Here is a 24187-nt window from a genome sequence, read left to right as displayed (position 1 = left end):
AAAAAGCTTGAGGGGAAGACGCTTTTCATCTTCCCCTCTAAACTAACAGAAAAGGAGAGCTGTTATGATTGCGTTTATAATCCGCAGGCTATTACAGACCGTTATTGTTTTGTTTATGGTGAGCCTCATCGTATTTTCCATTCTGCAGGTTCTGCCGGGAGATCCAGCACGGACTTTGTTAGGACCTGAAGCTTCCCCAGAACAAGTAGAACAAATTCGCGAAGAATTAGGGCTGAACCGCTCGCTGCCAATCCAATATTTTACCTGGGTCAGAAATGCCATTCAAGGGGATCTAGGAAAGTCGATTGCCTTTAGAGTAGATGTAACGGGAATTATTGGCGAACACTTACCAAAAACCATTTATATCAGTATTCTTTCGATGATATTAGCCATCATTATCGGGGTGCCGGCTGGGATTATTGCTGCCATTAAAAGGGGAGGAAAAATTGATTCCCTTATTTCCGTCGTCGCAAACTTTGGAATGGCGGTACCTGCCTTTTGGCTCGCTGTTTTATGTATTTATTTCTTCAGCCTTAAACTGGGATGGTTTCCGGTGCAAGGATATACCTCCCCATTTGAAGATTTCTGGTTAAGTACACAGCAGGTCATTATGCCTGTTATCTGCCTTGCCTTTGCCGCCCTAGCTTCCTTTGCCCGCCAGACTAGGTCAGCCATGCTGGAAGTGATTATGCAGGATTTTACCAGAACGGCACGTTCCAAAGGGTTAAAGGAAGGCGCTATTATCATCAAACATACGTTGAAAAATGCCATTATTCCTGTTATCACCTTAGTGGGGCTGCAGGTTCGAAACATCGTGGGCAGTACCATATTTATTGAGCAGGTCTTCAATATTCCGGGTATGGGGCGGCTTGTCGTTCAAAGTATCTTTAATCAAGACTTTGTTGTCGTTCAGGGCTGCGTGCTGGTCATTGCCATTATCGTTGCGCTTACCAATCTATTGATTGATATTTCATATGGCTATGCAGACCCACGGATACGGATTAAATAAGGAGGGACAAAGATGACAACAGAAATCATTGCTGCTAACAAAGGCATGGAACAGGAGGTTAGAAATACAAGCAATACTCTGCGCTTTATTCGTGTATTCCTTGCCCGAAAAACAGTGGTAGTAAGTTTAGCCATTATAAGTATTATGATTATTTGTGCTATTTTCGCTCCGTTAATTGCTCCATTTGATCCATATAAACAAGACTATACGCAGATACTTGCGGAACCATCACTAGCCCATCCATTAGGAACAGACCTTGTTGGACGAGATGTCTTGAGCCGGATTATTTACGGCAGCCAGGCAGCGCTGCTGGTTGGAATTGTGTCCGTCGCCATTGCAAGCATGATTGGGATTATCCTAGGATTATTTTCTGGCTATGTTGGCGGGTTAATTGATGCGATTATTATGAGAGCAATGGATGCCCTCATGGCGATTCCTCCTATTATATTGGCGGTGGTTTTCGTGGCAGCCTTTGGCGGAGGTTTAACGAACGTCATCATTACGTTAGGCCTTTCGCTGGTACCGACTTACGCACGATTAATGCGGGGCCAGGTACTAGCGATAAGAGAATCGGATTTTATTGTGGCTCAGGAGCTCATGGGCTCAACGAATTTACGAAATATGATCAAGCATGTACTGCCAAACTGTATTTCACCTTTGATCGTCTTAATTACTTTAAACTTTGGTGTGGCAATTTTGGCTGAAGCGGGCCTCAGCTTTTTAGGGCTTGGGATTGTACCGCCGAAAGCTGCCTGGGGTTCCATGATCAATGACGGCTATAAATATTTATTATCAAATCCAATTCTCTCCTTTGCCCCCGGAATGGCCGTCGTTCTCGTAGTGGTGGCATTTAATATTGTCGGAGATGCATTAAGGGATGCCCTTGATCCACGTCTTAAAGGAACCTTGTGAAAAAAATAAATGGGAGGTGTACATAAATGAGCCATTTGCTCGAGGTTAAAAATTTACAAACACACTTCACGGTCGACCGCAATGTCGTAAAAGCAGTTGATGGCGTTTCCTACTACGTAGATGAGGGAGAAGTTGTGGCAGTCGTCGGTGAGAGCGGCAGCGGGAAATCCGTTACCCAGTATTCCGGAATCCAGCTAATCCCAACGCCCCCAGGAAAAATTGTCGGCGGGGAAGTCCTGTTTAATGGTAAAAACTTGCTGCAGTTAAGCGGGGAGGAACTGCGGCAGGTACGCGGCGGGGAAATCGGGGTCGTATTCCAGGAACCGATGACATCGCTGAACCCTGTATTAACAATTGGTTATCAAATAATCGAGACGATTATTCTCCATCTAAAGATGAATAAGAAGGATGCCCGCAAACACGCCATTGAATTACTGAAAAGTGTGGGGATTCCAGATGCAGAAGAACGGATTGACTATTATCCGCACCAATTCAGCGGCGGCATGCGGCAGAGGGTGTGCATTGCGATGGCGATGGCCTGCAAACCGAAAATTCTAATTGCGGATGAAGCAACCACCGCACTTGATGTTACTACACAGGCACAAATCTTGGAGATGCTAAAAGATATTGTAAAAGAAACAAAAACTTCTATTGTATTAGTGACCCATAATTTAGGGATTGTTGCCCGTTATGCAGACCGTATTTATGTGATGTATGCCGGCGAAATTGTTGAATCAGGCACAACTAAGGAAATTTTCTCAAGTCCAAAGCACCCCTACACGATTTCCTTGTTGAATGCCATCCCTAGATTGGATGATCCAAAAGGCCGGCAGTTGATTCCTATTGACGGTATTCCACCATCCTTGATTAACAAGCAGGACATTTGTGCCTTTTTACCAAGATGTCTACACCGGGCCGCAGCCTGCTCCTTCAAGCCGGCACCAAAGCTTGAGTCTATGGGTGGCAACCATTATTCTGCCTGCCATAAAGATATAAAGGCCGAAGCAATTCTAGAGGTGGCAGCCGCCAGAGCCGCTGCGGAGTATTCTTCTACTGAAGTATTCCATCATCGTCAATTGGATAACGAAAACCTACTAGAGGTTAAAAACTTAAAAATGTATTTCCCCGTCACAAAAGGGATTCTGAAGCGAAAGGTAGCGGATGTTAAAGCAGTGGATGACGTGAGCTTCTTCATTAAAAAAGGGGAAACTCTTGGTTTGGTTGGGGAAAGCGGATGCGGAAAAACTACAATAATCCGCAGTATCTTACGGATGTATGAACCTACTTCGGGTGAAGTAATTTTTGATGGACAAAACATTGCCAAAATGCCAAAAAGCAAACTGCGTCCGATACGCAAAAATATATCCCTGGTATTCCAGGATCCATTTAGTTCACTTGACCCCCGTCAAAGTGCAGGCAGTATTGTAGGAGAGCCTTTGATCATTCATCAATTAACGAAGACAAAACAGGAATATGAAAAAAAGGTCGATGAATTATTTGAACTAGTGGGGCTAAACCCTTCCTGGAAAAATAGAGTGCCTCACGAATTCAGCGGAGGGCAGCGGCAGCGGATAGGAATCGCCCGCGCATTGGCCAGTAACCCCTCATTTATCGTGTGTGACGAGGCCATTTCCGCACTGGATGTTTCGATACAAGCACAAATTATTAATCTATTAGAAGATTTACAGAAAAAGCTGGGCCTTACCTATTTATTTGTGGCCCACGATCTGTCCGTTGTCCGCCATATCAGCGACCGGGTTGTCGTCATGTACCTAGGTAAGATTGTTGAGGTAGCGGATTGGAAGTCGCTGTATGAAAACCCATTGCATCCTTATACAAAGGGACTACTTGCGGCCGTACCAATACCAGACCCGTTCGTAGAGGAAACCCGGGATCATGTGATGCTGGAAGGGGAAATCCCAAGCGTGATGAACCGGCCAAAAGGCTGCGCGTTTATTAACCGCTGTCCAATGGCAACTAAGGAATGCAGTGAAGTGGAACCGCCGCTTGTGGAGACTGAGGAGGGGCACAGTGTTGCTTGCATTAAAGTCGGAAAGGAAGTTTTAGTATGAGCCATATGAAAAGAATAGATCAGGCATTAGCAACAAGAGGTATTGCGGTTGGCACCTTTATTTCCTTTAACAACCCTGACGGCGCTGAGTTTGCTGCCCATTCTGGTTTCGATTTTGTTTTAATTGATGCGGAGCATGGAACTTTCTATTTTGAAGGTACCGTTGCGATGATGCGTGCGGCCGCGGCAGGCGGAGCAGCCTCTGTTGTCCGGCTTCCTACTAGTGAGCATTCCGGCATCACTAAAATCTTAGATGCCGGTGCAGTCGGTGTACTGATTTCAAGCATTCGAACTGGCGAGGAAGCAAGAAGGGTTGTGCAGGCCGCCAAATACGGACCATTTGGTAAGAGAGGCTTTAGCCCAGGTACCCGCGCTATGGATAGTTTTAAAAATACTAAGGAATACCGGGAGTGGAGCGATCAGAATATCTTGATCTGGGTGATTATCGAGAATGAGGAGGCCCTCAGGAATATTGAAGACATTCTCGACTCCGGCATCACCGGCATTATGCCTGGGCCATATGATTTATCGATGGCTATGGGGTACGAAGGGGACACGACACATCCGGAAGTCGTAATGGCCTTAGACCGCGTTGCTGACCTTGCTGTTAAGAAGGGCATCGATCTTGTTGTATTTACAGAGGTGCAAGAAGGGGAGGAGGCGCCAACCCCATATGAAATTGCGGAGTCTTGGAAAAACCGCGGAGCAAGGTTCATTCATTTTAGCACTGACCGTATGATCATGGCGTCCGGTTACCGAAAGATATTAAGTGGTTTAAAGGAACCACTGAATTTTTAGTAGTGTTACCATTAGAAAACAGAAGGAGAAGTGTCAGATGATAACCGTAAATACTTCAATTAAAAGACCAGACCACGAGCTGGTAAGACAATTAGGGGAGATTACCCCAAGCGACTACGGGCACAAATTGAATTTTCAGTTCATCACTGCAAGTAAAATGAAGCCGTTATTCCCGATTGAGACGCATTTCGCCGGGCCGGCGGTAACGATTCGGATCCCGCCGAACGATGTACTGCTAACCTGCAAGGCACTGGAGTATATCCAGCCCGGTGACATCGTCGTCATTGATGCATCCGAAGAGGACCGTTATGCCTGCTGGGGTGAAGTAACAACAAGAATCGCATTGGAAAAAGGGGCAGTGGCTGCCATTATCAACGGGGCCATTACAGACTCGATTGCCCTGAGAGATTTAGGGTTTAAGGTATATTCACATTCGGTATCACCATTAACGACGAAATTCTACGGTCTTGGCGGCGAAATCAATGTTCCGGTTTCGATTTCAGGCTGTGTCATACAGCCCGGAGACGTGATTGTTGGCAGTAATGATGGGCTTTTAGTTGTACCTAAGGATGAAATCATAGACTATCTAGAGATTGGAAAAGCGGCAAAAGAATTAGATCAAGCGAATCTCGAAGAATTAAGAGTATTAGGGGCAGATAGGTTCCTGCGCCGACTGGATTCACAATGGGAAGATATGCTGAATAAGGGTAAATAGGGTTTTTCTTCAATCAACAAATATGCTTTTTAAGCGCGAAGTTCATCCAAATAAATTAGCATCAATATATAATAGTCTAGGAGATGGTGGCAGATGCTTCATTTAATCAACAAGAATGTCAGACAAATAGAAATATCCGGTATTCGAAAAGTCTTTAATAAGGTGTTAAATGATCCAAGTATCGTCAATTTAACGGTAGGTCAGCCGGATTTTGCTACTCCTGAAAAGGTGATTAATGCAGGTATTAGATCGCTGGAGGAAAAACGGACAGGTTATACTACCAACTCGGGATTACCTGAACTTAGAAACGCCATTACAAGCTTTGTAGATCGTCGCTATGGCTTAAAATATGAGCCGGAGAACGAAATTCTTGTTACAATCGGCGCAAGTGAAGCTCTTGACATTGCGTTTCGTACCATTCTGGATGAAAGCAGTGAAGTGATTTTGCCCGCACCTATTTATCCGGCGTACGAACCACTGATAAGATTATGCGGAGCCAAACCTGTTTTTATTGATACGAGGGAAACTGGCTTTAAGCTTAACGCAAAGATGATAAAAACAAAACTCACTGATAAGACGCGGTGTGTCCTTCTACCTTATCCATCCAATCCTTGCGGAAGTATTTTAGAAAAAGAAGAATTAGAGGAGATTGCTGATATTTTAAGAGATAAGGAAATTTTTATTATATCCGATGAAATATACAGTGAATTAACCTATGGAACTAGACATCATTCGATTGCCTCTTTTCCAGGGATGAAAGAAAAGAGTATTGTGATTAATGGTCTTTCAAAATCACATGCGATGACAGGCTGGAGGATTGGCTTTGCACTTGCACCGAAATATCTAATTGATGAAATGCTAAAGATCCATGTATATAATACCGTTTGTGTAAGCTCCACCAGCCAATATGCAGCATTAGAAGCATTATCGACAGATTTAATAGAAGTAGATCAAATGAAGGAAGAATATCAAAAACGAAGAGATTACGTTTTTGACCGTGTCAAATCAATGGGTCTAGATGTGAGTTGGCCGGATGGGGCCTTCTACTTATTTCCTTCGATAAAAAATACAGGGATGAGTTCTGAGAAATTTACTAACAATTTAATTGAACAAGCAAAAGCGGCGGTTATACCTGGCAGTGCCTTTTCAGCCTATGGAGAAGGATATATTCGAATCTCGTACGCTAGCTCAATGGAAAATCTGGAAGAAGGGTTAAACAGATTAGAGGAATATTTGGAAAAAATAAATATCAAAATGGATTGCTAGAATAGTTAAAAAAAAACGGTGTCAGTTAGTGCGGGCGAGTATAGGTCGTAACATATAGCAGGTTGGGTTCCAAGCCTTCATTTATAAAATGAAGGCTATTTCATATATTAAATATTATTTTTCCTTTTCTAGTTCCATTAATTTTTGAATAAGTATATGCTGAGGCATATGCATAAGCTGTTCTATGGGAACATTTAATTTTTCGGCAAGCTTAATGGCAGTTTCAGGTGATAATTGTAAAGGTTTCATTGTGATCCTCCATTTATTTAGTTAGGAAGTGAAAAAATGACACAGGTTTTTGCGCATCGAGGTTATTCTTCAGCTTTTGCTGAAAATACAATGAGTGCATTTATTGCTGCCGAAAAGGCAGGAGCCGACGGTTTAGAGCTGGATGTCCAATTAACAAAGGACGGTGAAGTGGTTGTTATTCATGATGAAAAACTTGATCGGACAACGACTGGTAAGGGCTTCGTGAGAGATACTACATTTAAAGAAATAAGAAAATTAAATGCCAATAAAAAAGGTGTGAATAAAGAGCCAATCCCCTCATTGGTTGAGGTTCTTGAATGGATGCAATCCAATCAACTTGTTTGTAACATAGAGTTGAAAAATAACCTATTTCCGTATGAAGGAATGGAAGAAAAGGTAATTCAGCTTGTTCGAAGATTTAATTTGAGTAATCGGATTATTATTTCTTCTTTCAATCATTACAGTATTGTCTTAAGTTATCGGACTGCACCTGAAATCGAGACAGCACCTCTATTTAATGAGCGAATCTATATGCCATGGGTTTATGCGCAATCCATTCGCGCACAAGGGATTCATCCGAAGTTAGCGTCGGTAACAGATGAAATTATCAAAGGTGCAATAGAAAATGGAGTAGCAGTCAGACCCTATACCGTTAATAAAGATGCTGATATGCAAAGGCTTTATAAACTAAATTGTACGTCGATTATTACAGACGACCCAGTAAAAGCTCTGAAAATCAAGAAACAATACGAAAAGAGACCTTAAAAGGCCTCTTTTTATTTTTTGGCTGTGTTAAAGCTGAATGTTGATTTTACTGTGTTTTGAAAATAAGCGGAGAATTTCCGTATAAATTGGGAAATACCCATATTTCCTTTATAATAAGCGGAGTTTTTCCGCTTATTGTATCCAAATCATTGGATTTTGTCTTATTTGAAGCAGTTAACCGGAATATCTCCGCTATATCTGCTTCTTAAGGTTCCTTTTCTACAATAGGCGGAAATTCTCCGTCTATGAATGATCAACCCGACACGAAATCAACAATGAATAATAACACAGCCTATTTTTTAAATCTAGTCTGTACCTTGTTTCTTTTTCTGTCGCGGTGAAAAATGAACCCTGCGACGAAGGCTAAACCACCAAGGAATAGGATTAGACCTAAAAGAAATTGCAGCCATAAGAAAGGGATTGGGCTTTGAAGAATCCCAAATGTCATATCACGCATTAATTTAATCCCAAAGCCAGCTAAAAAGCCTGGAATAACTAATATTAGTAAAGCAATAATCCGCTTCATAATTAAATCCTTCCAATTGTTTAGTAAGTCGTAAGAATAATACCCTCAAGGAAATATTAGTACAAAGATAAAATTTGTCAAGGTAACTAAATAAATATAAAATAGAAATTGAAAAATATTGCATATTTTCGATTATGTTGTATGAAAAAATCTTCTTTTTCAACTATAATAAAGGGGCGGAAAAATGCAAAATGTTATGATTGTTGGCGCCGGTAAGGGTGGTACAGCGGTCCTTAAGCTGCTCAATGAAACAGAGGTCCTTAAGGTTAAGGCTGTCATTGACAAAAATTTAGATGCACCGGGTATCTATTTAGCTCAGAGTGCTGGTATTAAAATCGGAACTGATTGGAAGCAGTTTATAAGTGAAAATATCGATATTATTATTGAAGTAACAGGAAATGAACATGTGTTTCAAGAGTTAAGGAGCGCTAAGGACAAAAAAACCGTTTTAATTCCTGGCAGTGTTGCATTTCTTCTTGCAAGGCTTCTTGAAGAAAAGGAAGAATTGATTGTTAAACACCAAAATGCCTCCTACCAGCAAGAACTAATTTTTAATGCCACAAATGATGGGATGCTCGTGATTGATGCAAAGGGGTTCGTGATTTTATTTAATCGACGAGCCGAGGAAATGACAGGTGTGAAACGGGACCAAGCAATTGGCAAATACGTGGTAGAAGTAATCCCGGAAAGCAGACTGCCTTTAATCCTTGAAACGAGAAGAATAGAGACGAATCAGGAAATGGTATTAGGGAATGGAAGAAAAATTATAACAACCCGTATTCCTATCATCGAAGAGAACGGGACCCTAATAGGGGCATTCGCCGTTTTTAAAGATATCACAGAAGTAGTCAATCTAGCCGAGGAAATTACCGATTTAAAAGAAATCCAAACTATGCTTCAGGCAATCATCCATTCTAGTGATGATGCTATTTCAGTAGTCGATGAAAATGGCAGGGGTTTGCTTATTAACCCGGCATATACACGTCTTACTGGTCTTACACAAGAACAGGTTATAGGACATCCAGCGACTGCAGATATATCCGAAGGTGAAAGTATGCATATGAAGGTACTCCAAACAAGAAGAGCGGTCCGTGGTGTTCCGATGCGAGTGGGTGCAAATAAACGGGAAGTAATAGTCAATGTGGCGCCGATTATTGTTAAAGGTAAACTAAAAGGCAGTGTCGGAGTTATTCATGATATGTCAGAAATTAAAACACTAAACAGGGAATTGAACCGTGCCCGTCAAATCATTCGCACGCTTGAAGCGAAGTATACCTTCGAGGATATTATCGGCAGTTCTGAAGAAATGACTCTCGCGATTGAACAGGCGAAGTTAGGGGCAAAAACGCCTGCGACAGTTCTGTTACGGGGTGAGTCTGGTACAGGAAAAGAATTGTTTGCCCATGCTATACATAATGCAAGTGATCGAAAATACAACAAATTTATTCGCGTTAATTGTGCAGCCATTTCTGAGTCCCTTCTGGAAAGTGAATTATTTGGTTATGAAGAAGGAGCTTTTTCAGGGGCAAAAAGAGGAGGAAAAAGGGGTTATTTTGAAGAGGCAAATAACGGAAGTATTTTCCTCGATGAAATAGGCGAACTTTCTGCCAATACACAGGCGAAATTACTTAGGGTATTGCAAGAAAATGAAATCACACGTGTAGGCGGTACAAAGCCAGTTCCGATAAATGTTAGAATTATTGCGGCAACACATGTGAATCTTGAAAAAGGAATTGCAAAAGGCTCTTTTAGGGAAGACTTATACTATCGTTTAAATCGTATGCCAATACATATACCGCCACTCCGAAGTCGGAAGGAAGAGATTCCTGTACTGTGTGAAAGGCTAATTGAAAAAATTAATTTGGATTACGGCAGAAACGTCGAGGGAGTTACCCAAGCTGCTCTCTTAAAATTAGTAAATTATGATTGGCCGGGAAATGTACGGGAATTAGAGAATATTCTCGGTAGAGCGATAATTTTTATGAATTATTATGAAACATTCATAAATGTACATCACCTGCCAGAATTGAGACCTAAAAAAACGGGAAGTGAACCGCTAATAGCAGACCATAGTGAATCAATCCAACAGGATCGTTCCTTAAATGCAATGGTAGAAGATTATGAAGCAGAGATTATCCAGCAAATGCTTCACCGTTATAATGGTAATAAGACGGCAGCTGCTAAGGCACTAGGCTTATCGGTGAGGAATCTTTATTATAAGCTAGAAAAATATAAACTTGAAAATAATAGCACGCAATAAATTTCATGGTGTGAAAAAAATTGCACTTATTATTTTGGTGATTAAAGCGTTTTCAGTGATTTCAACTTGGCACGGATTTTGCATATTAAAATGATGGAGTTGCAGTTGAAGAGAAAGGGTTGATGACAACTTGTTGCTTGAATCACTGATACAAAAAGCAACCCAGCTGGATGGTAACACGGTAGCTGTTGCAGTAGCAGAAGATGAAGAAGTCATCGAAGCAGTTATCGAAGCATTAAACCGGAATCTCGCCAATTTTATATTATTTGGTGATAAAGAAAAAATTAATATGATAGTAAACCTTAAGAATAAAGACCAGCAAAAAAGTAACAGGAAGCTTACTGTTATTCATGCAGACTCAAACGAGATGGCTGCAGAGCTGGCAGTTAGGGCTGTATCAACGAAGGAAGCAACCGTTTTAATGAAAGGGAATATTCCTACAGGCGCTCTTTTAAAAGCAGTTCTAAATAAAGAGTACGGTCTTAGGACGGGAAATGTTCTATCACACGTGGCTGTTTTTGAGGTTCCAGATTTCAATCGGTTTACCATCGTTACGGATGCAGGGATGAATATTGCCCCTGATTTAGAGCAAAAAGCTCAAATGATAAAAAATGCTGCAGCCTTGGCTAGGGCAATTGGAATTGAAAGTCCAAAGGTTGCTCCTATAGCTGCTGTTGAAGTAGTGAATCCGGCCATGCAAGCGACAATTGATGCTGCTGCATTAAGTGTTATGAATAAACGAGGGCAAATCACTGGCTGTATTGTAGATGGTCCATTAGCATTAGATAATGCCGTTTCTGCTTTAGCTGCTGAACACAAAGGAATTCATAGTGAAGTAGCTGGTAGAGCTGATATTTTATTAGTTCCCACTATTGAGGTTGGAAACGTCTTATATAAGTCATTAATTTATTTTGCAAAGGCAAAAGTAGGGGCTGTTATTGCAGGCGCAAAGGCTCCCATCGTATTAACTTCTAGGGCGGATTCGGCGGAAAGTAAGCTTTATTCACTTGCGCTCGCCATCTGCTCTGTAACCAAATAGAATAGAGTGTAGTTTTCAAATTTGAGGAGGATGTTAACATGGAAATTTTTAAGTACTTAGAACAATATGATTACGAGCAAGTTGTATTTTGCCAAGATAAACAATCTGGATTAAAAGCAATTATTGCCATACATGATACAACTCTAGGACCAGCACTAGGCGGTACTCGTATGTGGACATATGAATCAGAAGAAGCTGCAATCATTGATGCATTACGATTAGCCAAAGGAATGACTTATAAAAATGCTGCAGCTGGTTTAAATCTTGGCGGTGGTAAAACTGTTATCATTGGTGACCCGCGTAAGGATAAAAGTGAAGAATTGTTCCGTGCTTTTGGCCGTTACATTCAAGGGTTAAATGGAAGATATATTACAGCTGAGGATGTTGGTACAACGGTTGCAGATATGGATTTAATCCATGAAGAAACAGATTATGTTACTGGTATTTCACCAGCATTCGGTTCATCTGGAAATCCTTCACCTGTAACAGCTTATGGGGTTTACGTTGGAATGAAAGCAGCTGCAAAAGAAGCATTCGGTTCTGACTCCCTAGAAGGAAAAGTAGTTGCGATTCAAGGTGTTGGGAATGTTGCTTATACTCTTTGTAAATACTTGCATGAAGAGGGTGCGCAATTAATCGTTACCGATATTAACAAGGAAGCTATTCAGCGTGCAGTAGAGGATTTCGGTGCTCGTGCAGTGGATCCTAATGAAATTTACGGCGTTGAATGTGATATTTATGCGCCTTGTGCCCTAGGTGCAACCATTAATGATGATACGATTCCACAGCTTAAAGCTAAAGTTATTGCGGGTTCTGCTAATAACCAGTTAAAAGATACTCGTCATGGTGATCTTATCCATGAAATGGGTATTGTTTATGCTCCTGACTACGTCATTAATGCTGGCGGTGTTATCAATGTTGCAGATGAACTTTATGGGTATAACCATGAACGGGCAATAAAAAAAGTGGATCAAATCTATGCAAGTATCGAAAAGGTAATTGCTATTTCAAAGCGTGACGGCATCCCAACTTATGTTGCAGCAGATAGAATGGCCGAAGAAAGAATTGAAAAAATGCGTAATTCACGCAGCCAATTCTTGCAAAATGGCCATCATATTTTAAGTCGCCGCTAGGATTTTCGAAAATAGGAAGGGTAGAACGCTGAATGGGTAATTCAGCGTCTTTTCCCTTTAATAGATGTGAAATGTAAAAAAATGGAGGTCAAATACCTTGCCTGATAAGAAATATCGAATGCTCGTCATCAACCCAGGTTCCACTTCAACTAAGATTGGAGTCTTCGATAATGAAATTTCCATTTTAGAAAAAACAATCCGTCATGATTCAGAAAAAGTTAATTCATTTGCCAATATTATTGATCAATATGAATTTAGAAAGAATACCATTTTGGAAACACTGGATAACGAAGGGATCAATATTTCCAAGCTTAGTGCTGTTTGTGGGCGCGGAGGTTTGCTTCGTCCGATTGAAGGGGGAACCTATGCAGTCAATGAAACCATGCTCAATGATTTGCGGTCTGGTTTTGCTGGACAGCACGCCTCAAATCTAGGTGGTATAATCGCTCAAGAAATTGCATCAGGACTAAATATACCATCCTTTATTGTTGATCCTGTGGTTGTTGATGAATTAGAGCCTCTTGCCAGGGTTTCTGGATTCTCATTAATTGAAAGAAAAAGTATCTTTCATGCACTGAATCAAAAGGCTGTTGCACGCAGAGTGGCTAAAGAATTGGGGAAGAAATATTCCGAATTAAACCTAATTGTCACGCACATGGGCGGTGGGATTACAGTTGGGGTACATAAGCAAGGGAAAGTCATAGATGTAAATAATGGTCTCCATGGTGATGGTCCTTTCAGTCCTGAACGAGCTGGAACTGTTCCTGTTGGGGATTTAGTTGCTCTTTGTTATTCTGGGCAATATTACCGCGAAGAAATAATGAAGAAGCTTGTTGGCCAAGGGGGCCTAGTAGGATACCTTGGAACGAATGATGCTGTAGAGGTCGAAAAAAGGATTGAAAGCGGAGACGACCAGGCCGCTCTCGTTTACGAAGCAATGGCTTACCAGGTAGCAAAGGAAATTGGTGCAGCAAGTGCGGTATTAGCTGGAAAAGTAGATGCGATTGTACTGACAGGCGGTCTTGCATATGGTAAAGATTTTGTGAAATCCATCACCGATAGGATTAATTGGATTGCAGATACGATTGTCCATCCAGGTGAGAATGAGCTTCAAGCACTGGCGGAAGGTGCATTAAGGGTTTTACGCGAGGAAGAAGCTGTTAAAGAATATCCTGGCACGTTTAAAATAGCAAAAATCTAACAATTTGGGGAGGAAATACAGTGTCACAAGAATACGATTTAGTCATTCTTGGCGGTGGTACCGGCGGTTATGTAGCTGCCATTCGTGCCTCCCAGCTTGGCTTGAAAACAGCAATAGTTGAAAAAGGGAAACTTGGAGGAACCTGTTTACATAAAGGCTGCATCCCAAGTAAAGCTCTTCTCAGAAGTGCTGAGGTTTACGCGACAGCTAAGCACAGCGAAGATTTTGGTGTTATCACAAGTGAAGTATCCTATAACTTTGTGAAAGTTCAGGAAAGAAAGAATAAAATAATCGATCAACTCCATAAAGGCGTACAACATCTCATGAAACAAGGGAAAATTGATGTTTATGAGGGACTTGGCCGCATTTTAGGACCTTCTATTTTTTCACCAATGCCGGGGACGATTTCGGTTGAAATGAATAATGGCGAAGAAAATGAAATGCTCATTCCGAAAAACGTTGTCGTTGCAACTGGTTCAAGACCTAGGACGCTTCCTGGACTTGAAATTGATGGTGAACTTGTCATTACCTCTGATGAAGCATTAGAGCTTGAGACATTACCTGCATCCATCATTATTGTTGGCGGTGGAGTGATTGGAATTGAGTGGGCGTCAATGCTTTCTGATTTCGGTGTAGAAGTAACTGTTATCGAGTATGCGGATCGGGTTATTCCGACTGAAGATAAGGAAATTTCTAAGGAAATGCAGCGACTGATGAAGAAAAAGGGGATAAAGCTTGTAACAGGAGCGAAAGTCCTTCCTGAAACACTTGTAAAAGGTGATCGCGTCACCATTTCAGCAGAAGTTAAAGCTGGTGTGAAAGAATTTAAGGCTGAAAAACTCCTTGTATCTGTAGGACGCCAAGCAAATGTCGAAGGAATTGGAATAGAAAATACAGAAATCCAGGTAGAAAAAGGATTTATTGTTACCAATGAATTCTACCAAACAAAAGAATCTCATATTTACGCAATTGGAGATGTAATTGGCGGCTTGCAGCTTGCGCATGTTGCCTCCCATGAAGGGATTATTGCAGTGGAGCATATTGCTCGGAAGGATCCGTCAGAGCTGAATTACAATCTAGTTTCAAGATGTATATATAGTAATCCTGAGGTGTCCAGCGTTGGGATTACCGAAGAACAGGCAAAAGAAAAAGGTCATAAAGTAAAAGTGGGTAAATTTTCATTCCGAGCAATCGGAAAGGCTCTTGTATTTGGAGAATCCGATGGCTTTGTCAAGATTGTTGCTGACGAAGAGACTAATGATATTCTAGGGGTGCATATGATTGGTCCACACGTAACGGACATGATTACAGAAGCAGGATTGGCAATGGTATTGGATGCAACTCCATGGGAAATTGCTCATACGATTCACCCTCATCCAACTCTATCAGAAGCGATTGGAGAGGCTGCATTGGCAGTTGATGGAAGAGCAATCCATTCTTAAATAATAATGGACTTTCGAACATATGGGAGGTAAAAATAAATGGCTGAAAATCGTCATCATTCATTAGGTTTAAGTGATGAAAAGGTTTTGGAAATGTATGAAACTATGCTTTTAGCCCGCCGGATTGATGAACGGATGTGGTTATTGAATCGTGCGGGTAAAATACCATTTGTTATTTCTTGTCAGGGACAAGAAGCTGCTCAAGTAGGTGCAGCATTTGCGCTTGATAAGGAAAAAGACTATGTACTGCCGTATTACCGGGATATGGGTGTGGTGTTAACCTTTGGGATGACTCCTAAGGAACTTATGCTTTCTGGTTTTGCCAAAGCGGAGGACCCAAACTCAGGCGGCCGGCAAATGCCAGGGCACTTTGGTCAAAAGAGAAATCGCATCGTTACTGGTTCATCTCCTGTAACCACTCAGGTTCCACATGCTGTCGGTGTAGCGTTAGCAGGAAAAATGGAAAGGAAGGATCTGGTGACCTTCGTAACCTTTGGTGAGGGTTCGTCAAACCAAGGTGATTTCCATGAAGGAGCTAACTTTGCTGGAGTTCACAAGTTACCTGTCATATTCATGTGTGAAAATAATAAATATGCGATTTCTGTCCCAATTGAGAAACAATTAGGATGTGAAAAAGTGTCTGATCGTGCAATCGGCTATGGTATGCCAGGATTTACTGTTGATGGAAACGATCCATTAGAAGTGTATAAAGTGGTGAAGGAAGCTGCAGACCGCGGTCGTCTTGGTGAGGGTCCTTCATTAATAGAAACAATCTCATACAGACTGACACCACACTCTTCTGATGACGATGACCGTTCGTACCGAGCTCCTGATGAAGTGGCTAAAGCGAAAACGAAGGATCCAATCATTACCTTCGGTGCCTATTTAAAAGAAATAGGTGTGATGAATGATGAGTTGGAAAAAGAAATCAATGAACGTGTGATGAAGCAAGTGAATGAAGCCACTGATTATGCTGAAAATGCACCGTATGCAGCACCTGAACACGCGCTGAAATACGTTTATGCGGATAAGTAAGGGGGATGTAACATGGCAGTAATTTCTTATATAGATGCGGTCACAATGGCCATTCGGGAAGAAATGGAACGAGACCCAAAGGTATTTGTCCTTGGTGAAGACGTTGGGGTAAAAGGCGGGGTTTTTAAAGCCACACAAGGTTTATATGAACAATTTGGTGAAGAGCGAGTGATTGATACACCACTTGCTGAATCTGCAATTGCCGGGGTAGGAATCGGAGCAGCTATGTATGGAATGAGACCGATTGCTGAAATGCAATTCGCTGATTTTATTATGCCTGCAGTAAATCAAATTATTTCAGAAGCAGCAAAAATTCGCTATCGCTCAAATAACGACTGGGGCTGTCCAATGGTTATTCGTGCACCTTATGGCGGCGGAGTCCACGGGGCACTTTATCATTCTCAATCCGTTGAAGCGGTGTTTGCGAATACACCAGGTTTGAAAATTGTTATGCCTTCAACTCCATATGATGTGAAGGGATTATTAAAAGCAGCTATCCGTGATAATGATCCAGTGTTATTCTTTGAGCATAAGCGTGCATACCGTTTAATCAAAGGAGAGGTTCCGACAGATGATTACACACTTCCAATTGGAAAAGCGGATGTGAAGCGTGAAGGTGATGACATTACTGTTATTACCTATGGCCTTTGTGTTCATTTTGCCCTCCAGGCAGCAGAAAAATTAGCTAAGGATGGAATATCTGCACATATTCTTGATTTAAGAACAGTTTACCCGTTAGATAAAGAAGCAATTATTGAAGCGGCTTCTAAAACTGGTAAGGTGTTATTGGTTACAGAAGATAATAAAGAAGGCAGCATTATCAGTGAAGTATCTGCAATCATTGCTGAAAATTGTTTATTTGATTTGGATGCTCCAATTATGCGTCTAGCTGGTCCTGATGTCCCAGCAATGCCATATGCACCAACAATGGAGAAATTCTTTATGGTCAATCCTGATAAAGTTGAAAAAGCAATGCGTGAGCTTGCAGAGTACTAATTCGAAAAGCGGAGGCGACTTGGGCAGCCCCGACAAGCGTAAGACGAGCCGGCATGAAGGTTGCTTTTTAACCTTCTTGACGGATTGGCTTATGTCCTCGAGGGGCTAGTCGCCGCAGCTAGACAATAGGAGGTTTGGATATTGGTTATTGAACAAATTAAAATGCCTCAGTTGGGGGAAAGTGTAACCGAAGGAACAATCTCTAAGTGGCTTGTTTCTGTAGGGGATAAAGTAAATAAATACGACCCATTGGCTGAAGTAATGACAGATAAAGTAAACGCAGAAGTTCCATCTTCCTTCACAGGTACAATAAAAGAGCTAGTAGCGGAAGATGGAGATACACTTGCGGTTGGTGAAATTATTTGTACCATTGAAATTGAAGGCGGTAATGCTGAAAAAACGGAAGTTAGTGAGCAAAAAACAGAAGCAGCTGAAACAGCTGCTGTTTCCGAGCAAGCAGATCAAGGTAACAAAGCTCGTTATTCTCCTGCAGTTTTAAAAATTTCTCAAGAAAATGGCATTGATCTAAATCAGGTGACAGGCACCGGTGCAGGCGGCCGGATAACAAGAAAAGATTTATTGAAGTTGATTGAAACAGGAAATATCCCTGCTGCTGGTGCAAAGGTTGAAGCACCAAAGCAGACTGAGGTGCAGCAAGTTCCAGCCATTGAAACGGCACCAGCGGTTGCTTCTCCAAAGCAAGGGACACCTGCTCCAAGTATTCCTGTTGCAGCAGGCGATATCGAAATACCTGTAACTGGCATCCGAAAAGCAATTGCCGCCAATATGCTCCGAAGTAAGCATGAAGCACCTCATGCTTGGACAATGATTGAGGTCGATGCAACAAATCTTGTGGAATACCGCAATTCTTTAAAGGATGAGTTCAAAAAGAAAGAAGGCTTCAATCTCACTTTCTTTGCCTTTTTCGTAAAAGCTGTAGCGCAGGCATTAAAGGAATTCCCTCAAATCAACTCCATGTGGGCTGGAGATAAGATTATCCAGAAGAAAGACATCAATATATCTATTGCAGTCGCAACCGATGATGCTTTATATGTACCTGTTATTAAGCAAGCCGATGAGAAAACAATTAAAGGGATTGCCCGTGAGATTTCCGAGCTTGCTGTAAAGGTAAGAACCAATAAACTTCGCTCAGAAGATATGCAGGGTGGAACCTTTACTGTCAACAATACTGGCTCGTTTGGCTCGGTTCAATCAGCTGGAATTATCAACTATCCGCAGGCAGCGATTCTTCAAGTGGAATCCATTGTCAAGCGCCCAGTAGTTATGGACAACAATATGATTGCTGTTCGCGACATGGTAAACCTATGTATGTCACTAGACCACAGAGTATTAGACGGATTAGTTTGCGGCCGATTCTTACAACGGGTAAAAGAAATTCTTGAAAATACCTCAAAATCAACAACATCTATATATTAGTAAAATAACCGCCGCCGATCATATGGCGGCGGTTATTTTTATTGCTTGATATTACTATCTATCTTACAATAAAACTAAGTGAAATTTATTGAATATTAGTTTAATTTTCGATCTCAAGGAAGGGGGATGTTGCGTTTGGATAACTTTCGAAATCAATTTTTTCCATTAAAGACGAAAGAAGATTGGAAAGCAAAAGCGGAGGAATCTTTAAAGGGTAAAAGTATTGAAGCCTTGAAAAGTCCTACATATGAAAATATAATTTTGGAACCGCTTTATTCTCAGCAAGATGATCAGAAAGCACCGGACTATCCGGGGGGGGCAGATTTTCGTAGAGGCATTGACCCATTAGGTTATGTAACAAATGATTGGAAGGCAGCGCAGCGAATTTCATATCATTCTGTTGACGAACTAAAGGAAAAGCTCCATGTGGGCGTTGAAAAAGGACAAACAGCTCTTTCATTTGAAGTTTCAGAGGAACTTCTTGAATCCAAAGAAACTTTAAATGATGTACTTGGGGATTTACCTTCTACATTCCCATTTGCAGTTAATGGGAGAGATATGCAATCAGCATTGCTGGCAGTATTAGCAGAAAGTGAGGAAAGCGCTAATCAAGTAAGTGGATATATTGGCAGCGACCCATTGTCTTTGTTTGCAGAGGAAGGACTCATTGATGAAGATTTTTTCAAGGGTTGGATAGAAGATATAAAGCTTGCAAGTCTAAAACTACCAAATTTACGGTCAGTTCTAGTAAATACCTCACCCTACCATCAAGGCGGAGCCAATGCTGTTCAAGAATTGGGGATTGCAGCCGCAACGGGTACATTCTATCTCCAAATGCTGCTTGAAGGCGGAATGAAGCTGGAAGATATTCTTTCGAAAATGGTATTTCAATTCTCAATCGGCAGCAATTTCTTTATGGAAATGGCCAAACTTAGAGCAGCTCGAATTCTTTGGAACAAAATAACCAAAGTATATGGAGCAAAAGCTGAGGCTCGGGGAATGCAGATTTCTGCCGAAACATCTATGTTTACAAAAACGGTTTATGACCCGCATGTAAACATTCTCCGTGCAGGAAATGAAGCATTTGCAGCGGTTGTTGGCGGAGTTCAGTATCTGCACGTAACGCCATTTGATGGTATAACGGGCAGTTCTCAACAATCTGAACGAATTGCGAGAAACATCCAAAACATTCTGAAGGAAGAAGCTCATCTTCGTACAGTTGTTGATCCTGCTGGAGGCTCTTGGTATGTTGAAACATTGACCACTGAGCTAGCAGAAAGAGCGTGGAAGTATTTCCAACAGATTGAAGCAAATGGCGGTATGCTGGAAGTATTAAAATCCGGATGGTTACAAGAAGAAATTTCTTCAGTCCATACACAACGCAAACAGGATATTTTCACAAGAAAACAAAGCATTATCGGTACAAATGTATATGCAAATCTAGTAGAAAATACGGTTCAAGTTAAAGAACATGTCACTGAATCAACTAAGATCAATCCTAATGCAATTAGCATAAAGGCAATTAAGAACATCAGATTATCAGAGCCATATGAAGAATTACGTAATAAGAGTAAAGGTATTGAAAGGAAGACAGGCTCTAAGCCACGGGTTGGCTTGATTTGCCTCGGTGAGTTAAAACAATACAAACCCAGGTTAGATTTTATGCGGGGTTTCCTCGCAGCTGGCGGATTAAAAGCTATCGACAGCAATCCAGTTACTTCTTTGGAAACTGTCAAACTATTTATCTCAAGTCAAGAAACTAAGTTTTTCTGTCTGTGCAGCAGCAATGATCTATACGAATCTCTAGGACTTGAAATGATTAAAGTACTGCGTAAAGAATTCCCAGATAATATTTTTTATTTAGCGGGATTGCCTGAAAAAGACATGCAATCACAATGGACGAATGAAGGTATAAGGCAGTTTATCCATATAAATAGTAACTGTTTTGAACTTCTTTCAACCATTCTTTCAGAAATGGAGGTGGGGTTAGATGAATACACAAAAGCCTGATTTTCAAAGTATTTCCCTGTTTGAAGAACAAGACTTTATAACAAAAGAGCAATGGCTGGACAAGGTTGATAAGCAAATAGATACGTCTATTAATGATTTGCTGTTTGAAACGAATGAACAAATTCAACTAAAACCACTCTATACAAAGGAAGATCGTGAAGGACTGCAGCATTTAAATGACCTCCCTGGGGTACCGCCATTTACTCGCGGGCCTTACCCAACGATGTACGTGAATCGTCCATGGACAGTAAGACAATACGCTGGGTTTTCTACTGCTGAGGAGAGTAATGCTTTCTATCGCAGAAATCTAGCGATGGGTCAAAAAGGCTTGTCCGTTGCCTTTGATTTAGCCACACACCGCGGCTATGATTCTGACCATCCACGCGTCGTTGGCGATGTTGGTAAAGCTGGGGTTGCTATTGATTCTGTGTTAGATATGAAGACCCTTTTTGATGGAATTCCGTTGGATCAGATGTCAGTATCCATGACCATGAACGGTGCTGTGCTGCCGATCCTAGCCTTTTTCATCGTTACTGCTGAGGAACAGGGGGTCACACAGGATAAGCTGTCTGGAACGATTCAAAATGATATCTTAAAAGAATATATGGTCCGTAACACGTATATCTATCCGCCTGAGATGTCGATGAAAATCATCGCAGATATCTTTGAGTATACTTCTAAATACATGCCGAAGTTTAATAGTATCAGTATTTCTGGCTATCATATGCAGGAGGCTGGTGCTCCTGCTGACCTGGAATTAGCTTACACCTTAGCAGATGGGCTGGAGTATGTACGCACAGGACTTAAGGCTGGAATTGACATTGATAAATTTGCACCACGGTTGTCCTTTTTCTGGGCGGTGGGCATGAATTATTTTATGGAAGTTGCGAAAATGCGGGGTGCTCGTTTAATCTGGGCAAAAATGATGAAATCATTCGAGCCGAAAAACGAGAAATCTATGGCCCTCAGGACACATTCCCAAACATCAGGCTGGAGTCTAACGGAACAAGACCCATTTAATAATGTAATGCGGACCTTGCTTGAAGCACATGCGGCGGCTATGGGTCATACACAATCACTCCATACTAATGCTTTGGATGAAGCAATTGCTCTGCCAACAGATTTCTCAGCTCGAATAGCACGAAATACACAATTATTTTTACAAGAAGAAACGAATATCACCAAAGTTATTGATCCTTGGGCAGGTTCTTATTATGTAGAAAAGCTTACCGATGAATTGGTAAAAAGAGCCTGGACACATATTGAGGAAATTGAAAATCTTGGCGGTATGGCAAAAGCAATCGAAACAGGACTTCCAAAAATGAGAATTGAAGAAGCTTCAGCTAGAAAACAGGCACAAATAGATTCTGGCAAAGAAACTATTATTGGTGTTAACCAGTATCGCCTCGAAAAGGAAGAAGCAATTGATATTTTGGATATTGATAATACCGCGGTTCGATTAAAGCAAATTGAAAAATTAACAAACTTAAAAGCAGGCCGCGATGAAGCAAAGGTAGCAGAAGCTCTGGCTGCTTTAACAAAGGGTGCCGAAACAGGGGAAACCAACCTGTTAGAGCTAGCTGTTCAGGCTGCAAGAGTCCGGTCAACCTTAGGTGAAATTTCCGATGCGATTGAGAAAGTTTCCAGCAGACATAAAGCGATTATTCGTTCTATCAGCGGCGTCTATAGTAAGGCATATACAAACGAAGAAGAAATATCTGAAGTAAAACTTATGACGGATGATTTCCTTGAGAATGAAGGCAGAAGACCGAGGATTCTCATTGCCAAAATGGGGCAGGACGGTCATGACCGCGGCGCCAAAATCATTGCCACTGCCTTCGCGGACCTCGGGTTTGATGTTGATATAGGTCCATTATTCCAGACCCCGGAAGAAACAGCCATGCAGGCAGTTGAAAATGATGTGCATGTCATCGGAATGAGCTCATTGGCAGCAGGTCACAAGACATTATTGCCGCAGCTTGCGGAGGAGTTGAAAAAGCTTGGCCGTGAGGATATTTTACTTGTAATCGGCGGGGTTATCCCTGCTCAGGATTATCAATTTTTATATGAAAATGGCGCCTGTGCCATTTTTGGACCGGGGACCATAATCCCAGTGGCTGCCCAAAAGGTAATCAAGGAAATTTATAAACAGCTTGGGTATGAGGAAGTGTCACAATAAATGTCTGAGGATATGAAACCGGAATGGAGCAACCCAAATGAACCGGAAAAATTCTCAACACTTATCAAAAAAGGGCAAGAGCAGGAAGGCCAGTCTTTAGTCATCGAAAAAAACATTGTCTATCGTAAACGTCAGTCAAAGGAGCCTTCTGTTGAAGAGTTAGTTGAAGGTGTACTGTCAGGGAATAGGGGCCAGCTTGCCCGTGCCATCACTTTGGTTGAAAGTAATGCTGAACAGCATTTCCATAAGGCTCAGGAGCTCTTGCAAAAGCTCCTGTCTCACAGTGGGGAATCAATTCGAATCGGAATTACTGGTGTCCCTGGTGCTGGGAAGAGCACTTTTATTGAAACGTTTGGCACTTATCTTTGTGACCTTGGGCTAAGGGTCGCTGTACTGGCAATTGATCCAAGCTCTAGTCTTTCAGGTGGAAGTATCCTTGGGGATAAAACCAGAATGGAACAATTATCGCGTAATCCAAGGGCTTTTATTCGACCCTCGCCAACGGCAGGTAAATTGGGCGGTGTACATCGAAAGACAAGAGAAGCGATGCTGATATGTGAAGCAGCAGGTTTTGATGTGATTTTAATCGAAACCGTCGGTGTGGGGCAAAGTGAAGTAATTATACGCGACATGGTTGATTTTTTCATGCTCCTTGTCCTGACAGGTGCTGGTGATGAATTGCAAGGGATGAAGAAAGGGATTATGGAATTAGCAGATGCGGTCCTTGTTCATAAAGCAGACGGAGCTAATAAAGAAAAATCGGAGCAGACGAGAAAAGAATATAGCCGTATCCTTCATTTTCTTCAGCCGGCTACGAAGGGATGGGCGTCCAAAGCGTATACCTGTTCCTCATTAACAGGGGAAGGTATTAAAGATGTTTGGGGAGTCATTAAGGATTTTGAAGAGAAAGGAAAGTCCCGAGGAGTATTTGCAGAAAGACGAAAAGGACAGCAGCGTGATTGGATTTATTCGTTGATAACTGATCAGCTTCATTACAGCTTTTTCCATCATCCAGAAGTAAAGCTCCAGCTTCCACAATTAGAAAATGAAGTAATGGCAGGAGAAAAAACAGCAGCAACTGCAGTGGAAATCCTATTTAATGCATTCTTATCAAAAAAGTAAGTACTGTTCAATTGGAAAAAAC

At 41.6% G+C, this 24187-nt stretch carries 20 protein-coding genes; 18 read left to right on the top strand and 2 right to left on the bottom strand.

What is annotated here, in order from left to right:
- Positions 1-64 precede the first annotated feature (64 nt).
- The 6 genes from ACY3XC_RS02415 (at position 65) to ACY3XC_RS02390 (ending at position 6771) form a co-directional block, all read left to right on the top strand.
- A complete protein-coding gene (locus ACY3XC_RS02415; RefSeq protein ID WP_464867134.1) occupies positions 65-1009 on the top strand; it encodes an ABC transporter permease in 945 nt (314 codons plus the stop codon).
- 12 nt (positions 1010-1021) lie between these two features.
- Entirely contained in the window at positions 1022-1921 is a 900-nt protein-coding gene (locus ACY3XC_RS02410) for an ABC transporter permease (RefSeq protein WP_464867133.1), read from the top strand.
- 26 nt (positions 1922-1947) lie between these two features.
- Positions 1948-3993, top strand: a complete 2046-nt coding sequence (locus ACY3XC_RS02405; protein ID WP_464867132.1) for an ABC transporter ATP-binding protein — start codon at positions 1948-1950, stop codon at positions 3991-3993.
- Positions 3990-4790, top strand: a complete 801-nt coding sequence (locus ACY3XC_RS02400) for an HpcH/HpaI aldolase family protein (RefSeq protein ID WP_464867131.1) — start codon at positions 3990-3992, stop codon at positions 4788-4790. The genes ACY3XC_RS02405 and ACY3XC_RS02400 overlap by 4 nt, the downstream gene beginning before the upstream one ends.
- Before the next feature lie 37 nt (positions 4791-4827).
- Positions 4828-5505 carry an RraA family protein gene (locus tag ACY3XC_RS02395; RefSeq protein ID WP_464867130.1) on the top strand — a complete coding sequence of 226 codons (678 nt, stop codon included), beginning with the start codon at positions 4828-4830 and terminating at the stop codon, positions 5503-5505.
- Positions 5506-5598: 93 nt separating this feature from the next.
- Positions 5599-6771 (top strand): aminotransferase A, encoded by a 1173-nt coding sequence (locus ACY3XC_RS02390; protein ID WP_464867129.1) that lies wholly within the window; start codon positions 5599-5601, stop codon positions 6769-6771.
- 114 nt (positions 6772-6885) lie between these two features.
- Here the strand turns inward: ACY3XC_RS02390 and ACY3XC_RS02385 are convergent, their stop codons facing one another.
- Positions 6886-7020 carry a YycC family protein gene (locus ACY3XC_RS02385; RefSeq protein WP_179157054.1) on the bottom strand — a complete coding sequence of 45 codons (135 nt, stop codon included), beginning with the start codon at positions 7018-7020 and terminating at the stop codon, positions 6886-6888.
- A 36-nt stretch (positions 7021-7056) separates the two neighbouring features.
- Here ACY3XC_RS02385 and ACY3XC_RS02380 point away from each other — a divergent pair, with 36 nt between their 5' ends.
- Positions 7057-7785, top strand: a complete 729-nt coding sequence (locus ACY3XC_RS02380) for a glycerophosphodiester phosphodiesterase (RefSeq protein ID WP_464867128.1) — start codon at positions 7057-7059, stop codon at positions 7783-7785.
- A gap of 292 nt (positions 7786-8077) precedes the next feature.
- Here ACY3XC_RS02380 and ACY3XC_RS02375 read toward each other — a convergent pair whose 3' ends face one another.
- Positions 8078-8311: a DUF2627 domain-containing protein gene (locus ACY3XC_RS02375; RefSeq protein WP_179157052.1), complete on the bottom strand. Its 234-nt coding sequence runs from the start codon at positions 8309-8311 to the stop codon at positions 8078-8080.
- Between the two features lie 184 nt (positions 8312-8495).
- Between ACY3XC_RS02375 and ACY3XC_RS02370 the strand changes: the two genes are divergently transcribed.
- The 11 genes from ACY3XC_RS02370 (at position 8496) to meaB (ending at position 24165) form a co-directional block, all read left to right on the top strand.
- The gene (locus ACY3XC_RS02370) at positions 8496-10571 is read left to right on the top strand and encodes a sigma 54-interacting transcriptional regulator (protein WP_464867127.1); all 2076 of its coding nucleotides are present in this window, start codon (positions 8496-8498) and stop codon (positions 10569-10571) included.
- Positions 10572-10701: 130 nt separating this feature from the next.
- Positions 10702-11610, top strand: a complete 909-nt coding sequence (gene yqiS, locus ACY3XC_RS02365) for a phosphate butyryltransferase (RefSeq protein ID WP_464867126.1) — start codon at positions 10702-10704, stop codon at positions 11608-11610.
- A 38-nt stretch (positions 11611-11648) separates the two neighbouring features.
- A complete protein-coding gene (gene bcd, locus ACY3XC_RS02360; protein ID WP_179157049.1) occupies positions 11649-12743 on the top strand; it encodes a branched-chain amino acid dehydrogenase in 1095 nt (364 codons plus the stop codon).
- A 97-nt stretch (positions 12744-12840) separates the two neighbouring features.
- The gene (gene buk / locus ACY3XC_RS02355; protein ID WP_464867125.1) at positions 12841-13944 is read left to right on the top strand and encodes a butyrate kinase; all 1104 of its coding nucleotides are present in this window, start codon (positions 12841-12843) and stop codon (positions 13942-13944) included.
- 20 nt (positions 13945-13964) lie between these two features.
- A complete protein-coding gene (gene lpdA / locus ACY3XC_RS02350) occupies positions 13965-15386 on the top strand; it encodes a dihydrolipoyl dehydrogenase (RefSeq protein WP_464867124.1) in 1422 nt (473 codons plus the stop codon).
- 39 nt (positions 15387-15425) lie between these two features.
- The gene (locus ACY3XC_RS02345) at positions 15426-16421 is read left to right on the top strand and encodes a thiamine pyrophosphate-dependent dehydrogenase E1 component subunit alpha (RefSeq protein WP_464867123.1); all 996 of its coding nucleotides are present in this window, start codon (positions 15426-15428) and stop codon (positions 16419-16421) included.
- A gap of 12 nt (positions 16422-16433) precedes the next feature.
- Positions 16434-17417 carry an alpha-ketoacid dehydrogenase subunit beta gene (locus ACY3XC_RS02340; RefSeq protein ID WP_464867122.1) on the top strand — a complete coding sequence of 328 codons (984 nt, stop codon included), beginning with the start codon at positions 16434-16436 and terminating at the stop codon, positions 17415-17417.
- Positions 17418-17558: 141 nt separating this feature from the next.
- Positions 17559-18854 carry a dihydrolipoamide acetyltransferase family protein gene (locus ACY3XC_RS02335; RefSeq protein ID WP_464867121.1) on the top strand — a complete coding sequence of 432 codons (1296 nt, stop codon included), beginning with the start codon at positions 17559-17561 and terminating at the stop codon, positions 18852-18854.
- A 126-nt stretch (positions 18855-18980) separates the two neighbouring features.
- A complete protein-coding gene (locus tag ACY3XC_RS02330; RefSeq protein ID WP_464867120.1) occupies positions 18981-20864 on the top strand; it encodes a methylmalonyl-CoA mutase subunit beta in 1884 nt (627 codons plus the stop codon).
- Positions 20845-23043: a methylmalonyl-CoA mutase gene (gene scpA / locus ACY3XC_RS02325; protein WP_464867119.1), complete on the top strand. Its 2199-nt coding sequence runs from the start codon at positions 20845-20847 to the stop codon at positions 23041-23043. Before ACY3XC_RS02330 ends, scpA begins: the two co-directional genes overlap by 20 nt.
- Positions 23044-24165 (top strand): methylmalonyl Co-A mutase-associated GTPase MeaB, encoded by a 1122-nt coding sequence (gene meaB, locus ACY3XC_RS02320; protein ID WP_179157041.1) that lies wholly within the window; start codon positions 23044-23046, stop codon positions 24163-24165.
- The last annotated feature ends 22 nt before the right edge of the window (positions 24166-24187 follow it).

The organism is Bacillus sp. CZDM1, assembly GCF_055502545.1.
This window is presented reverse-complemented; position numbering and strand designations above follow the sequence as displayed.